This window comes from Parendozoicomonas callyspongiae (assembly GCF_023502345.1).
Classification (GTDB): Bacteria; Pseudomonadota; Gammaproteobacteria; order Pseudomonadales; family Endozoicomonadaceae; genus Sansalvadorimonas; species Sansalvadorimonas callyspongiae.
Window position 1 is genome coordinate 156,501 of record NZ_JAMFLX010000005.1, and the last position, 15,793, is coordinate 172,293.

A 15,793-nucleotide genomic window follows, 5' to 3' on the forward strand; every position below is an offset into this window, starting at 1 on the left:
TATTATGCGGTATGTGTGAGGCGTTATAACGGTCTATGACTTCTTCTCTGCTTATTGGGTGGAAGTCTAACGTGAAATCTGTCAGGAGTGCATAGAGTGAATGTGAATAAAAGCCGAATGCATCAGGAGTCAGACCGAAATCAAAAGAGACATCAAACACTTTTACAGTATCAATGTACTTTATTAATTTGTTGTTCTTTATATCAAATACGTATGAAAAGTAAAACCAACCTCTCTTTTTTAGTGTTAACGATTTGTTTTGAGAAATAGTTGTTGAATTGTCTACGTCCCATAATGAAAGACTATTTACGTCAGGGCTGTTATGAGATCGTATGTATCTTTTCTGGTGATTAGCATCTTCTTCAGCCCCGGAAATCATCTCTATTGTCTGACTCAGTGAACCACCTCCATAATAATCAATATTAACCCAGGCACCAAATGAAAAACCATCGCGACCTAAATTGTTAAGGCTGTCATGGTCCGTGCTTTTAAATTTAAGTTGGGTGTAAATCATTAATTGAGGTTTTTTCCATGGTAAAAATGCGCGATCACTTACACCATTAGTCGTTGGAGCATATTGTTTGGCGCTATTATTTAGTTCTATTTGATAGTTGTCGCATACTGATTTAACAATGCCATTATTGACGGAATTTTCAAACAAAATAAAACGTGCGGACTGATTAGTACTCATTTCTGATTTACCGTATTTTAACAATAGAATAAAGTGGTATGATTAATTACATACCTGTTGTTGGATCTTTTCTAGGGTTGGGCTTTTATTCATCAATGATAACGATTATTTAATCTAAAGTACCTCTTTGTTGATTGTTAGTGAAAGTGGGTAAAGCTATTTCTTCTGTGGTATATTAATTAAAATGCGATCTTCGATTTGTTCAAGATCCTGCCTTATATCAAACATAATTCTATGATATTCCTCTCTCTCCAAATTAATAATATCTTTCAGTGACTCAATCTGATTACCGTTTTTTGTTATTCTCCTTTCTATTTCAAAGCCCCATAAAACGACGGAACCAATTAATGCAATAAACGTCATGAGATGACCGATGTTGAACTCATTATTTTGGGCCATAGTAAATATTCCAGGCATTTTCATACATTAAACATGTGGCCTTTCCTCTATTTGTGTTCCAGTAATGCTTGGCATATTTTGCCAACCCTTCAATATCACCTTTATCAGGTATTGGCTCAACAAATCTTAGAAAGAATATTCTTGCTATGGCCGCTGCGTAAGTTGGATCAAACAGTAGCCTTTGTTCTGATAAATTATCCTGGTTGTTTAAGTATCCCTTTGAACAGCCATAGGCGACAACCTCATGATAGGAGGGTGGCTCTACCTGAAATATTGAAAGCGCCGATCCGTTAACCTGCTTATTGTAACGAAATCCACCTGATTCGTGCGCAGCTATCATGCAAAGAAGCTGAATGGCCGACTCACTGGCTGGAAGATTATATTTTTCAAATGCTCCTCTAATCATTATTTGGCATTGGCGACCTTCCTCTTCTTCTTTGTTGACCATTGTTACTTCCTTTTTCAGGTTGCTGCTAACAGTCGCAGCTACGAACATATTTAAAAAGGCTCTACTGACACAAATAAGCATGCCAAGTAGTCTGATTTTATAAATGCTTATAATATGTGTACAGTAGAGCCTTAAACTATTGAAATTTGAATATCAATTGATATTGATGAGTGGAAGGTTAGTGGATAACTTATTAATTTCAATAAAAACATTAAAACAAAAAACAGCAATAAAAGACTTTGTTCTAGACATTAAATTATAAGATTAAGTTATCATTTAATTATCTTTTTTTCGCAATTAATTATCAGATAATTATCATTTATTTCTCTTTTGTCTTTCTATAAAGTCATAATGGTTTTTGTTTATAGATAATAATTTTCTATGTATTCTTATTAAAACATTCAATCTCGTAGCCGCCTGACATACAAATGATCTTAAAGTGGTGATTGCTCGTTTTTATCATGGAAATACCTTTTTCATCACGTTGAGGTGACGAAAGGGCTTCTCACACATGGCTACTTGCAGGGCTTTTTTGCAACGCTACCCCATCAGGTCTTTTGACGGATTTTCAGTGTGTTCGGAAACTATCCGGCATACCAAGGCCAGTGAAGCGGTTCATCACTCCACTGGCAATTTTCATTTCCTTCTTCTGGTTGTCTAAAAAAACAGATCACGCTTATGCTACGACAAAGCCTTGTCAGAAGGATTTCCAATTGCCAGCGGAGTGATCGAAGGAGCCTGCCGTCACTTGATCAATGACCGTATGGATATCACAGGGGCACGTTGGATTTTGCAGGGTGCGGAGGTCATTCTCAAACTGAGGTCAGCCAACTCCAGCGGCGATTGGGGAGTTTTCGGACAGGCACTAAATAGTATCAAGCCTTAAAGCCTGATATCCTCAATCCGCCTATCACCCTGGCGCCCTTCCTTAAACACAATCTCACCAAAGGAAATGGCACCCACAGGGCAAACATGCCCACAAAGATGACAACCAACACACTTATCCTTATCACAGCTGGGGCTGCGGATTGCATCGTTCCATTCAATGGCCTGGTGTGCACCGTCGTAGCAGGAGATATAGCAACGGCCACACTTCACACATTTCTCCTGGTCGATATGGGGGTAAACAATATAATCCCGGTCCAGCTCCTCGGCGGGAATTATATTATCGGTCGCCAGGCCAACCAGATCACTCAGGCTGTCTACACCCTGCTCTTCCATATAGTGCATCAGGCCATTCTTCATGTCTTCTACGATACGGTAGCCGTACTGCATAACACCGGTGGTCACCTGCAGTGTACCGGAGCCCAGCAGAATAAATTCGGCAGCATCTTCCCAGGTTTCTATGCCACCAATACCGGACACAGGAATATCCTTCAGACTCGGGTGGGAACGCATCTGCTGGATAAAACGCAGGGCAATCGGCTTCACTGCTTTACCGGAATAGCCTGATACAGAAGACTTGCCATTGACCACCGGCATACCGATCTTCTTCTGCAGGTCAACATTACAGACTGACTTCACGGTATTAATGGCGGCAATACCATCGGCACCGCCTTCAATGGAAGCGATAGCCACTTCGCACATATCGGTGACGTTTGGCGTCATTTTGGCCAGCACCGGCAATTTGCTGCCGCGCTTGACTGCCTGACAGTATCTGCGGCACAGGTCTGGTGAGCTGCCAACATCACTGCCCATGGCATGGCTGGTCATCTGCGGGCAGGAGAAGTTCAGCTCCAGCATATCGGCACCAGCTTCTTCTGCCAGCCGGGCCAGATCTTCCCACTCCTGTTCATTGGCACCCATAATGGAAGCAATCAGAACACGGTCAGGGTAATCCTGTTTCAGACGTTTGATAGTTGCCAGGTTTTCTTCCAGGGGATGCTCGGCAATCTGCTCCATATTCTTGAAGCCGACAAAGGGAGTGTCTTCCTTGTCGAGAATATCGAAACGGGGGGACACTTCATCCGCCACAAAGAAGCCGATGGTTTTAAATACCACCCCACCCCAGCCCATATCGTAGGCTTTCTTGCACATGTCGTAGCAGTTACCGACAGGAGAAGAACTCAGGCAGAATGGATTGGGAAACTCAACGCCCAGGAAATTGATTGAGAGATCTTTTTGAATCATTATTCTTCACCTTCCAGAACGCTGTGAACGGCCTCGGCCACCTCTTTACCTGTTTTCACGGCCCAGACAACCGTCTTGTCACCACGGGCAATATCTCCAGCCACAAAGACCTTGGGATCTTCTGTTCGGTAACCTTCGAAACGCACTTCCCCGTTGGTGATATCCAGATCCAGTCCATCAACAACCGGATACTGACCAACCGCCAGCACAATCTTGTCGGCAGAGAGTTTCAGTTCACCTGGAATACGACGGTGGGTAAAGGTGACGGTGTTGTTATCGACTGAACTGGGCTCATAACCATCAACAATGGTGACACCCATTTTCCGGGCATTGGCCAGTTCGTTTTTGGACGCCCTGAATTCAAACAGCTCTTCGTAAACCACGTTGGTGACATGGGAAGTGCCGACTTTCTTCAGTGTGGTCACCACATCCATGGCAACATCGCCACCGCCAATTACCACCACATTATCACCGAGAGAAACTTCACCCTTATTACTGCTGGCCTCGGTGAGAAACTCGGCTGCAGTCACGACACAGGGGTTATCTTCAAACATCGGCAGGGTTTTACCAGCACTGGCACCCACTGCAAGAATCACGGCATCATGCTGCTTCTTAAGATCGTCCAGGGAGAGATCTCTGCCAATATCCGTATTCAGGTGGATAATGGCACCCAGCTGTTCAATGCGTTTGATTTCCTTATCGAGCACTTCGGTAGGCAGGCGGAACTCCGGAATACCATAACGCAGCCAGCCACCAGCCTGAGCCTGCTTTTCAAAGATATCAACGCTGTAGCCATAACAGAGGAAGTCAACAGCAGCCTGCAGGGCACTGGGACCACTGCCGACAATGGCTATGTTTTTACCATTGCTTTCACCGCGCTTAAGAATCTCCATTTCGGTAGCGTCTTCAAAATCGGTGATAAAACGCTGGATACGGTCAATATGAATCGGCTTATCAAGACCGGCGCGGATACAGCCCTGTTCGCAATACTTCTCAGTGGGGCAAACCCGGGCACAGACTGAACCAAGGGCATTATTTTCACGAACAGTTTCTGCAGCACCTTTGAAATTCCTAAAACGAACACTGCGAATAAAACCGGCCGGGTCTGTTCCTGCCGGACAGCTCTGAGAACAGGGGGCATCCAGGCACAACAGGCAACGGCTTGCTTCAGCAATAACCCCCTTGGGGCTAAGGGGCAAATCCATTTCTTTACAATATTCTGAAGTCATTTATATCTCCTGACATTCCTCACCGATTCCATTAAAAAAACAGGTACAGAAAAGCCTACAGATGATTTCCGCATATCTTCATATCTGTTTTGAATGTTTATTATTGGTATCGGTCGTCTAACAGCAACTTTGGCAATTAATTCATCAAACTAAAACATGCGGCTTCCTGACTGCCTGAATATTATTAAACTCCATAAAGCGATATCTCTGGTTTAATATCAACCAAACTAGTAGTTATTTTTTTTATGAGAAACAGCATGCGCTTATCAGCTGCCGAATTTATTGATACATAGCAAGTGTACTTTGATATTTAGCATACAGATATTTTTTCCTGACCCGAATAATTAAAAACACAAGATAACAATTAAATATTGATTATCTTAAAATCAAAATCAAACAAAACCAGACAAGCCACAACATCCTCCAGCCCTAATTACGAATAGTTCTCAATAAAAAAATATTAGGAAGTATTCACTAAAAACCATTCCATCGAATATGTTTTGTTAGTCATACTGACTCAACTATCAGTTAACCATGAATCAAAAATTCGTAATATGGACTGTTTTTGATAATCCAATGGACTGGTTCAATTATGCTTTCAAGACTACAAAGCCACCTTTGCTGCTTCAGGGGGGAACCTGACGAGTCTACCGTAAACGCACGTTCTGAGAACACTCACTATGTCAGGGCTATGACTGCGACACCAGCCATTCCAGAGGAAAATGGATTTATTACTATCGGTGATAGAAAAGTCAGCCGTTTACTTCTCCAGGAACATAATATCCACATATTATCAGGCCGAACGGCTCTTACCACTGTTGGACAGGGTGCATTTGGCACCGTATTTGACTTTATTATCAGTGATAAACATAAGGACTTTTCCAACAGTGGTCATTGGGTTTTTAAGCCAGAACTTTCCAAGGATCAAGGATCCTACAACGAAGCTTATGCCCACGCTGATAAATACCCACTATCTTATGAAGGCTGGATTCATTCAACATTGAGAAGTGCTATCTGCTACCAGGTGGCAAAGAAAATTGGTATTCCAAATTTTGTAGAAACTCACATCGGTTTTAGCGGTAACACTCATGGTATGTTAATGCGTAAAGTCGAAGGAATGACTGCACACGAGTGGTTATTCCAGTCCGGATACTTTCGCTCCACAGCAATCGCCCAGAATATTTCTGAGGAGAAAGTAGAATGGATGTTGAAAATGAAACACCCCTATCAGGATAGAGAGTTCATTAACCTGATGAGACAAACATTTGATAATTTTCTTGCCGATCATTTTGAAATAAATAAACAGTGGAAACTGATCCAAACTGTTTCATACCTTTGTGGACAGGGCGACAGAGCCAAGCTCACGAACCTCATGGTGTCTTTCGACAGTAGTGGTAAACCTATTTTTCTGACGGCAATAGATAATGACCTGTCTTTTCCCGTCACGAACTCTCATATTAAAGATGAGGCCATACCCGATACAACGGCTGCTGCGCAAATTCCTCTATGTGACTTTACTGATGTGAAACGTGAGTTACTGCTATCTGTTTTTCCTAATACTTATGAACCCTATGTTCAAAGAGCTCAGAGCATTATGTATCACTGGTATGAGCGAACAGGCAAAGGGGGTGAACTATCTTCCGAGAGAAAAGTCTGGAACGATGATGACATCGTCTGCTCCGTCGTAGAAAAAGGAGATTTCAATTCTGGAGGCACCCACTCGGATTTATCTGAGGGGTACCTGGCCATATTAGGCAGAGCAGAAGCGTTTAGTTACGATAAAAAAAGCACCCTCTGTTTCAGGTAATAGTTGTTATCCGGCCGCTACTGAAGCAGACCTCAAATTTCTTACTGGGGATATCACTGGTAAAGTGAGACATAATACTGAAGAGTGACTGGAATCCCGCTCTGAATAACTCGACAGCATGATACCGCTCGGGGGCAATTTTACGATATCGATTGTTCTCCACTTTTGATAGACATGATGCCATCAGTTCATACTGCTTAATACGCTCGGCACTTATATCAGAAAAAGCCAGCTCATCAGCACTACGCAGGCGGTAGAAATCTATCGCCAGATCCAGACCGTTCCATTGTTTCATCGCTTCAATACTCAGCCCTGCCTCGTGGGCCAGATCAGACGCCCTCTTCTCGGCCTCTATCCAGCTGGGTTTTACAGCATCTGGAATGCTTAGACTGTTGTCCGGCCCTGCCAGTTGATCCCAGCGGATATCAGACTCCAGCTGAGACATAACCAGCATCTGTCCGCCATCCATTGCATACAGCATCTCCCGCACATCGGACGGCCATGCATTGGGCAGAAAACTTAATCGAGTCAGTTCGGCAATATGCAGGCTGGTATATTCCCGATAGTTTTTCGCCTTAAGAATCCCTTCATTCCACAACCGTTCAGGGTTGTGCTTCTTAAGGTAATTATGTTCTTCCCGGTAATGCTCAAACAGCTCATCAAACCTGTTTACCTGATCAATGGTGACCGTTGTTACTTCAGCTTTGTTGTCTTCCTTAAGCTGCAGGATTTTATAGGCAGGAACATATGCGGCCAGACTTGGCACCTGGATATTTACCAGAAAGCCGTTATCAGCAAAGGTTTTTAAACCGGTATCATTAAAGTGCATATGCCCGGCAAAATGGATACGAATCCCTGCGCTGGCCAATACTTCTGCCACATCATCATTGGGAATTCGCTTCTGGTCAAAATTCCCTTCACCAAACAGTTTCTTGATTTCAGGCCCGGCCCCATCAAAGAAATCAACGGCAGGATAATGCCCAAAAGCAACCACTGTTTTTCCTGTTTCTTCAGCTCGTCTGGTTACGGAGTGAATCCAGTCGAGAAGATATTCCTTATGCGTTAACACCTTGTTGAATCCGGCATCACTGGAGCCATGGAAATTCGAGGGATGCGCGGGGTTATCAGGTTTATCCAGCTCAGCTTTCGGGATATAGACATTGGAATCTATGGACAGCAGCCATATTCCCTCGACCGGTTCCACCAGGTAACTGCTGTCGGGCAGCTCTATACCATTGGTGTAATGAGGTTTGCGGTATCTTCCACCAGTTCCTTCCACACATATCTCATGAAAACGGTTGTGGAACTGAGCCTGCTTGCTGGCCTGTTCAAAGGTGTAATCATTTTGGGTGTAGGTGCTGAATGGCGTCTCAAAATAGAGATAGCTTTCCTGTGGATAGAAACCCTGATTTTTCAGGCTGGCCATAATCGGCTCATAGCCCTGATGAACCACATCTTCCGAGATAACAGGCTGATGGCGATGGGAGTTGCTATGTGGCAGGCTTCCCTGATGTCCCGGACTGAAGATTGGCTGTTCCCTGCCTTCCGTTCCCAGAAAATCATGCTTGCCGCCAGTTGAGTTAAATGGCTTCACCGGATCATGGTTACCGTTGCAGGCAAAGAACTGAATACCATGTTTTTGTGTGTACTCTTCCAATACTTTGGACAGACCTTGTAGATGCAGCGGTTGTCCGTCATCACTGAAGTCACCACTCAGAACCACTACCCTTATGCCCCTTTCAACAACATCATCCAGGGCTGCCAGAAAGGCGAAGTAGTTTTCATTAAAAAGCCGGGTTGAGGTGAGCTGGGCATACATGGAACGTATAACTGCATTCCTGCCACTGACAGAGTTGGGCAGCCCCTGAAAGGCTCCATCAGAGAACTGCGCATACACATCATGGAAGTGTGCATCAGAAATAAATGCGATTGCGGGGCTGGTACCAAGATCTCGGCGCTGGGTTGCCATAATACATCTCCGCTGTTTCAAGCGTCTTTATGCAGAAAAAATGGATGGCAGTCAAAATTAATGTTTCATTATTGCCTGGCTAACCTGGATAACACTCATTCAGTTTAGGACGTTCGATCAACAGACACTCTCTTTCCCGCAAAGTCCCCAGGGCAAAACGCTTGCGATTGGAGAGAGTATCCAGCCATTGCCGACGGATACGAAGATTGGGCTGCTGCTCTCTGGCATCGAGCAGGTACTCCACCGCTCCCTTAACGATGCTTTTCTTTTTGCGGCGGCAGGGATCAAAAGCGTAGAACCACTCATCATCCATGGAGAGAGCCAGCACGTAATGCCAGAGTTTTTTACCGGTATGGAGACGGACCAGGGCTGTACCTTTGCGGTTAAGGCACTCTTCCAGCTGACTTCTCCCCGTACAGTTAACCTTCTCCCTGTCCAAATAGGTTGTGCTTAGAGCAAAACTCCCTTCCCGGTATTTCTGCAGCCAGTTGCCCAGAAGTGCCACGGCCAGACCTGTTGTGCCATGCCCCAGCTCCCCCTGAGCAGTCACTGTATCAAGGCAGTAGAGGTAAATTTTCTGGATAACCAATGGCGGAATATCATCACGCTCAAACAGGTAGGCAAGCGCATTAATAAAAGAAATAGGCACGCAGTCGTAGGCAGAAACCTGGTAACTGAAGGGAGTGCGAGCAGCCATTACTGAAAGTTCCTCACAAACTTCAGACGCTCGATTAACGATAAAAGATCAGTGCTGTTCATGGCTTACATTTCCTGTATGCCCTGAAATGTTATTCGTTTAATCCTAAGACAAGACTGATCACATGTGAAGAATATGAAACATTGGTGAAATATTTCCCGGAACCTGGAAGTTCCAGTCAAAGAGGCTGTTTCTGCACTGTTTAGGAACCAAATTTTCATTATATGTTGGTGTACCATTACCAGCGGCAGCACAACGAAAACGAATGCTGCCATTTTCATCAGCGCGAATCTGGAACCCTATATATACCCAAGTGATTTCAAAATGCTGGTTTCAGCACCTGAAAATTATCATTAATCCTACCGGTAAATGAAGCCCCAATTTCCGGCAAAGTGTCAGAGAAAAAGAGAGAAATTTTTTGCCGAAACTCCTTTGCTGAAACTCCTTTGCCGACAAGAAATATTCATTATTCCGGACATGTTCATTCATCACCTTCCACAACCGCTCATGGGACTATATGGGGGAAGAAAATGGAGCTTTATTTTCCGTTCTTCGGCTGCATCAATCATGAACCTGGACAAGCGGGACGATAAAGTCGTCCGGCTTCGGAATCATAGACACGCTGTGTTCGATAGTTTGTCGTAACAAGGGAACCGCACACAAAGCTGTTTACATGCTTCGTGCAGTTGAAGAGATTTTTATCAGGCGGGTATAACACCTTCAGCTTTGAGGAATGCTTCCAGCTCAGTAAAACCACCGATATAGTCCTGACCATGGAAAATCTGGGGAACGGTCTGGACTTCCTTGCCAATTGTTTTTTCCAGATCAGCTTTGCTGATACCCGCTTCATGGATATCAATATATTTAAATTCCAGGCTCTTCTGTTCGCAGATTTCCTTTGCGCGCTTGCAGAAGCCACAGCCTGAACGGCCAAATATTGTAACTCGTTTCATTACACCACCTAAAGTCCAATACCTATAAGTCTGCGCTTTTCAGCAGAAATTCTCTACTCTTCTTACAGAATCTTAACGAAGGTCACAGGCAAAACCGTGTGGGTTTAGTCACCGGCATTTATACTTCCCGTTCATGACCGATCGCTTTCCCCTTATCACACTGTCTGGCAGTGCCGCAGACCGTGGAGCCAAACATGGTGCCGAGCTGTCGGAGAGTATTGCCAGTACCATTGCCTTTTACTCTGGTGCACTGCGTATTCCCGAGGAAGAAGTCCTGACCACTGGACGCTTTTTCCGTGACCAGATCCAGCTGTTTTATCCCCCTTATTGTGACGAGATTGAAGCCCTGGCCGATGCTGCTCATCAGCCACCTGAATGGATCTACCTGCTCAATGCCCGCTCCGAACTGATCAGCCATCCACTAGAATGCAGTACCATCATTTTTCGCGACAGCTGTCTTCTGGGTCAGAACTGGGACTATGCCCGTCCCCTGCATGACCTGGTGACTTTATTACAGGTAAACCTGGATAATGACCGCTCATTTCTGACCGTGACCGAACCGGGCATTATCGGAAAAATCGGCATGAACAGTGAAGGTATTGGTGTCTGCCTGAATATGCTGAGACTGAGAAGACGCTGCGAAGGTGTGCCCATCCATATTCTGCTGCGCGCCATTCTGGAATCAACATCCATTGATCATGCCCGGGAGCTGGCTTCAAGTATTTCCGGCTCAAGGGTTGGCTGTGTAACCGTTGCCAACAACAAGAATGAATGTTTTGCCATTGAATATGCCGGAGAGAACCGCTGGTTCCTGACACCTCCGGGAAGAATCTGCCTGCATACCAACCACTATCTTGGCAAGCGCCTGACACCTGAAGGAGGCGTCAATACCAGTTCCTATGAACGCCTTCGCACCCTGGCAAGGTTAACAATGATTCTCCACCAGCAGGATACCAACACTATGCAGCGTCTGCTGTCAGACCGGTCCAACTCCACCTGGCCGGTGCATATGTCCTGGTGCCCTTCTCCTTATCCCGGATTCAGTGAAGCCGGCACCATTGCCACCATTATTATGGAGCTTGAAAACCGGGTCATGCATATCCGCAAAGGAAACAGTCCCGACACACCATTCCTCAGCTATTCTGTTGCTCAATCAAATGAAACCTTGGTCTAAAAAAGCTGGGGAACGTATGGCAGCATCAAACTGGTACGATGATACCAACTCTGATAATGTGACTCTGTACTCAACCAAAAACAATAAACGCAGAATGATTTTTGCTATCTGTAAAGGCAGGAGTCTTAACAAAAATCTTGCGACCAATAACAAATGAGGTGAGTGCACTGCCATGCAACAGCAGCGCTTCTATGACTTTATTATTATCGGTACCGGTGCCTCGGGCAGTGTTCTTGCGCACTACCTAACCACTGCCGGAGCCAGTGTCTGCATGCTTGAAGCAGGCCGACATTTTCGTCCCAACCAGTTTCCTTCAGATGAACTCCATGCCAATGCCGGGCTGACATGGAATGGCGGTATGGACTCCAGCCATGATGCACGCACAGTCTGCATCAGGGGCAAAGTTGTCGGTGGTGGCACCATTATCAATAACTGCCTGCTGGATCGTTTTGATGATATTGCCCTGGACGATTTCAGAACCAAATCCGGAATGGATTTTTACTCCAGAAGTAGGATGGATCAGCACTATCAGGAAGTGGAAAGCCATCTGAATCTGGAATATATCCCCGAATCTGACTGGAACGGCAATGCCCATATTTATGCCGAGGGCTTTGACAAACTGGGTCTAAAGCGGGCACCACTGCGCAGGGGACAGAAAAACTGTGACAACGCTAACAACGACTGTGTTGTCTGCCTGGGAGGCTGTCCAAGACGATCCAAGCAGAGCATGACTGTTTCCTTTCTGCCTTCGGCCCTGGCCCAGGGAGCTCATCTGATAGACCAGTTTCATGTGCATCAGATTGTTCATGGTCACAAGCAGGTTGCTGTATATGGTACTCATAACAAAACCAGCAAAATTCTTTACGCCCGTAAGTGCATTCTGGCTGCCGGCAGTCTGGGAACAACAGAACTTCTCCTGAGGTCAGGCTTTGCCAAGAATCTTCCTGCACTCGGGCAGGGCTTTCACTGCCACCCCCAGTTTATGACCATGGCTTTAATGAATGACATCGTCGATGCCCATAAGGGAGCCTTTCAGGCTTTAAAATCCGATGAGCCCCGTTTCCGCCAGCAGGGTTTCAAACTGGAAAACGTCTTTGCCGGGCCTGCTGCAATCGCCATGTTGAAAACAGGGTTTGGAGAACAGCACCAGGACTTTATGGCCAACTACCGCCGTTTAGCCTGTATTGAAGTGGCAGTCAGAGATGAAGTTCCCGGCAGACTGCACCTGAACAATAAGGGTCATCTGGTGATAGACAAACCACTGAGTGATATTGACCAGCAACGTGCAGAAGCGGGACTTCAACAGATCAGGGATATTTTCCGGGAAACTGGTGCAAAGCGGATTATTGAATCCCCATTGCGAATCGCCCTGCATCTTATGGGCGGTTGCAGCATTGGGCAAGACAGAGCCAGCTCGGTGGTCAACGAACAGTTCCAGGTTCACGACTTTCCCAACCTGACTATTGCCGATGGCTCTATTTACCCTCTGGCACCGGGGATCAATCCTTCCCTGACCATCATGGCCCAGAGTCACCGAGCCAGTCAGGCGCTGCTGGCTGAGTTTGGCGTGAACAATACCATTCCCTTTCAGCAGCCGATGAACAGGGAGGCCTCAGCATGAGTTATGCCGTATCAGAGGTCTTATCTCCCAGGCAAATAGCAACTGTTGAACGCATTGGCAATATTCTTCTGCCGCCTCATTCTGAGCTGCCTGCATTTTCTGAGACAGGATGCCTGTACCATGTTGATACCATTCTTAGGGCATCATCCAAAGATGATCTCCAGTCGCTGAAAACCGTTTTGACTGTACTAAGCTTCCTGCCTGATACGGTTTTATGCTGGTTACTCGCAAGACTGGAAGTTGCAAACCTGTTCAGTCCGGGTTCCAGTCTTCCTGATTGGATCAGGGCTGATCTTGTGACAGCGCAGTTCCGTCTTTTACTGCTGGGTCTGAAAGGTCTGGTTTTTACTCTTTACTATTCAGGACAGGGATCGCCCTATAAAAACAGCCGGGTGCATGAAGCTCTGGGCTACAGAGTGCATTGCCAGCCCGATATAAGTGCTTCTCCTGTTTCACCTCAGTGAAGTGGCAGAGAGTTGAACAAATAGCTGAGCACATAGCTGAGCAAACGAAACAACAATAATAACGAACCAACAATTGATAACAGGGTGGGAGTGATTCATGAACGATTGCAGTGTGATTTCGGTTGAATCCGCCGTAACAGGTCAGGCTATCTACGAGCTGAATGAACTGTCGCAGGATGAAGTCAGGGCAATGTTTTCGGTAGCCCGTGATGCTGCCACAGATTTAAGAAACACCCCACTCCAGCACAGGCTGGATGCTGTTCAGCAGGTGATGGATCATATCAGGGACAATCGAGATCGCATTGTTGACCGACTCTGTGATGAAACAGGCAAAACCCGCACAGATGCACTTGTTTCAGAAATACTGGGTGTTCTGGATAACCTTGAGTGGAATATTCATAACGCAGCCAAAATTCTGAAAGATACCAAAATCTCCACCCCCATTACCCTGCTGGGCAAAAAATCCCGTATCTTCCACGAACCCTATGGTGTCATCGTCAAGATCGCGCCCTGGAACTATCCGTTTCATATTGCCATGTGTTTCTCCCTGGGAGCATTTATTGCCGGCAATGCCGTTATTCTCAAACCCTCTGAGCTCACTCCTCTTCGGGGGCTTCTGGAAGACATTCTCTCTGTCTCGCCACTGATACGACACAGTCTCCAGATTGCTTATGGCACGGGAATAACTGCGCAACGGTTGATCGCAGAACGTCCGGACAAGATTTTCTTTACTGGCTCGGGACGTACAGGGCGACGCATTCTTAAACAGGCTGCCGAGCTGCTGATTCCTGCGGAAATGGAACTGGGCGGTAAAGATCAGATGATTGTGTTTGATGACGTCAATATTGACCGCACTGTTGCTGGCGCCATCTGGGGTGCAATGACCAATGCCGGACAGTCCTGCACCTCTGTGGAACGGCTCTATATCCACGACAATATCTATGAAGAGTTCCTAAGCCGACTGGTGCCGGAAACCGAAAAGCTGATCGTCAACAATGGTGACCGGGGAGACTCTGATATCGGGGCAATCACCGCTGGCTTTCAAATGGATATGATTGAGTCCCATGTCGAAGATGCTCGCAGCAAAGGGGCCGAGATTCTAACGGGTGGAGCCCGCCTGGGAGATAACTTCTATCTGCCAACAATCATTACCGGCATCACACCGGATATGAAACTCCATAACGAAGAAACCTTTGGTCCGTTGATTCCGGTGTATCGCTTCAGCGATGAAAAGGAAGTAATCAGGGAAACCAACAGTTTCAGTTTTGGTCTGACGGCAAGTGTATGGAGTAAAGACCTGAAACGAGCGGAGCGGGTTGCCCGGGCCATAGAAGTGGGAGCAGTCTCTATCAATAATGTGATGCTGACAGAAGGCAACCCCGCTCTGCCTTTTGGTGGACAAAAGGAAAGTGGCTTTGGCCGGGCCAAGGGCGCAGAAGGTCTGCTGGCCTTTACCCGCAGCAAATCAATCCTGATTGATAAGCAGAGCAGCATCATTGAGCCTAACTGGTACCCTTACACCCTGAAAAAGTACGAACTGTTCCAGGAACTGATCCAGACGCTCTTTACCAGGAGCCCGATAAAGCTGCTGAAACTCGCCCTGACTGGCCTTAAACTGGAAAACGAGTCGAAAAAATCTCGAATTGATTAGGGCCTGTTGAGGTTTTATTATGCGGCTCAGTGGCTCTAAAAGCGGCTAGCCGTTAGAAGAGCTTGTGAAAATCGTAGTTATTCTACATTGAGCAAGCTCGACGTAGCGGATGGCCGCTTTTAGAGCCACCCGTAGGGCCTTTCCGAGGGCTTCTATGGCTGCGTTGCAGTGTTTTGAAAGGCAACAAGCATTTCTGCAACACTGCGCCTACCCATAAAAGCCCTCGAAAAGGCTGAGCACCATAATAAAACCTCAACAGGCCCTAGCAGTTATTGTCAGGAGAGTCAGCAAAGCTGTTGCCTGTGCTGACAACTCCTGACTGAAACCATTACCTGATGGAAAAATCAGGGATCTTGCCTGTCCAACTCAAATGATTGTATTTTGAGTCGACACGGGGCATGGCACAGAAATCTACTAACGATGAACCAGTTACCACAAGTGCACCTGTAACGACCACCTGTACTTCAGTTACAAGAGCTCAAGGCAGCTCTCATACCGTTCAGTTTGGCCGGGGAGTTTCACTGCTCTCAGTGCAGGATATATCTCAACAACTTCAAACT

General features: G+C 46.1%; 12 protein-coding genes and 2 pseudogenes. 6 read left to right on the forward strand and 8 right to left on the reverse strand.

Annotated features, from left to right (window positions below; all coding sequences use genetic code 11):
• Window positions 1-847 precede the first annotated feature (847 nt).
• Together M3P05_RS05495 and M3P05_RS05500 are read right to left on the reverse strand one after the other, a co-directional pair.
• Complete coding sequence (locus tag M3P05_RS05495; RefSeq protein ID WP_249698406.1) at window positions 848-1,090, reverse strand: hypothetical protein; 243 nt, start codon at window positions 1,088-1,090, stop codon at window positions 848-850.
• Window positions 1,077-1,538, reverse strand: coding sequence for a hypothetical protein (locus M3P05_RS05500; protein ID WP_249698407.1), 462 nt, complete (start codon window positions 1,536-1,538; stop codon window positions 1,077-1,079). Before M3P05_RS05500 ends, M3P05_RS05495 begins: the two co-directional genes overlap by 14 nt.
• A gap of 673 nt (window positions 1,539-2,211) precedes the next feature.
• On the opposite strand from M3P05_RS05500, the pseudogene M3P05_RS05505 reads away from it, so the two are divergent.
• Window positions 2,212-2,385: pseudogene (locus M3P05_RS05505) on the forward strand (ISKra4 family transposase); the annotation flags it as partial.
• A gap of 35 nt (window positions 2,386-2,420) precedes the next feature.
• Here M3P05_RS05505 and preA read toward each other — a convergent pair.
• Together preA and M3P05_RS05515 are read right to left on the reverse strand one after the other, a co-directional pair.
• The gene (gene preA / locus M3P05_RS05510; RefSeq protein ID WP_249698408.1) at window positions 2,421-3,668 is read right to left on the reverse strand and encodes an NAD-dependent dihydropyrimidine dehydrogenase subunit PreA; all 1,248 of its coding nucleotides are present in this window, start codon (window positions 3,666-3,668) and stop codon (window positions 2,421-2,423) included.
• Window positions 3,668-4,897 carry an FAD-dependent oxidoreductase gene (locus M3P05_RS05515; protein WP_249698409.1) on the reverse strand — a complete coding sequence of 410 codons (1,230 nt, stop codon included), beginning with the start codon at window positions 4,895-4,897 and terminating at the stop codon, window positions 3,668-3,670. Before M3P05_RS05515 ends, preA begins: the two co-directional genes overlap by 1 nt.
• 691 nt (window positions 4,898-5,588) lie before the next feature.
• Here M3P05_RS05515 and M3P05_RS05520 point away from each other — a divergent pair.
• Window positions 5,589-6,704, forward strand: a complete 1,116-nt coding sequence (locus M3P05_RS05520) for a hypothetical protein (protein ID WP_249698410.1) — start codon at window positions 5,589-5,591, stop codon at window positions 6,702-6,704.
• Here M3P05_RS05520 and M3P05_RS05525 read toward each other — a convergent pair.
• From M3P05_RS05525 to M3P05_RS05540, 4 genes and pseudogenes are all read right to left on the reverse strand, one after another.
• Complete coding sequence (locus tag M3P05_RS05525; protein ID WP_249698411.1) at window positions 6,697-8,673, reverse strand: metallophosphoesterase; 1,977 nt, start codon at window positions 8,671-8,673, stop codon at window positions 6,697-6,699. The genes M3P05_RS05520 and M3P05_RS05525 overlap by 8 nt on opposite strands.
• 79 nt (window positions 8,674-8,752) lie before the next feature.
• Window positions 8,753-9,370, reverse strand: coding sequence for a hypothetical protein (locus tag M3P05_RS05530; protein ID WP_249698412.1), 618 nt, complete (start codon window positions 9,368-9,370; stop codon window positions 8,753-8,755).
• A 319-nt stretch (window positions 9,371-9,689) separates the two neighbouring features.
• Window positions 9,690-9,912, reverse strand: a pseudogene (locus M3P05_RS05535) (IS630 family transposase); the annotation flags it as partial.
• A 159-nt stretch (window positions 9,913-10,071) separates the two neighbouring features.
• Window positions 10,072-10,323, reverse strand: coding sequence for a GrxA family glutaredoxin (locus M3P05_RS05540; protein ID WP_249698413.1), 252 nt, complete (start codon window positions 10,321-10,323; stop codon window positions 10,072-10,074).
• A gap of 133 nt (window positions 10,324-10,456) precedes the next feature.
• Between M3P05_RS05540 and M3P05_RS05545 the strand changes: the two genes are divergently transcribed.
• The 4 genes from M3P05_RS05545 (at window position 10,457) to M3P05_RS05560 (ending at window position 15,233) form a co-directional block, all read left to right on the forward strand.
• Window positions 10,457-11,497, forward strand: coding sequence for a C45 family autoproteolytic acyltransferase/hydolase (locus tag M3P05_RS05545; RefSeq protein WP_249698415.1), 1,041 nt, complete (start codon window positions 10,457-10,459; stop codon window positions 11,495-11,497).
• 172 nt (window positions 11,498-11,669) lie between these two features.
• Window positions 11,670-13,118, forward strand: a complete 1,449-nt coding sequence (locus tag M3P05_RS05550) for a GMC family oxidoreductase N-terminal domain-containing protein (protein ID WP_249698417.1) — start codon at window positions 11,670-11,672, stop codon at window positions 13,116-13,118.
• A complete protein-coding gene (locus tag M3P05_RS05555) occupies window positions 13,115-13,582 on the forward strand; it encodes a hypothetical protein (RefSeq protein WP_249698419.1) in 468 nt (155 codons plus the stop codon). The genes M3P05_RS05550 and M3P05_RS05555 overlap by 4 nt, the downstream gene beginning before the upstream one ends.
• Window positions 13,583-13,679: 97 nt before the next feature.
• Window positions 13,680-15,233 (forward strand): aldehyde dehydrogenase family protein, encoded by a 1,554-nt coding sequence (locus tag M3P05_RS05560; RefSeq protein WP_249698420.1) that lies wholly within the window; start codon window positions 13,680-13,682, stop codon window positions 15,231-15,233.
• Window positions 15,234-15,793: the final 560 nt, after the last annotated feature.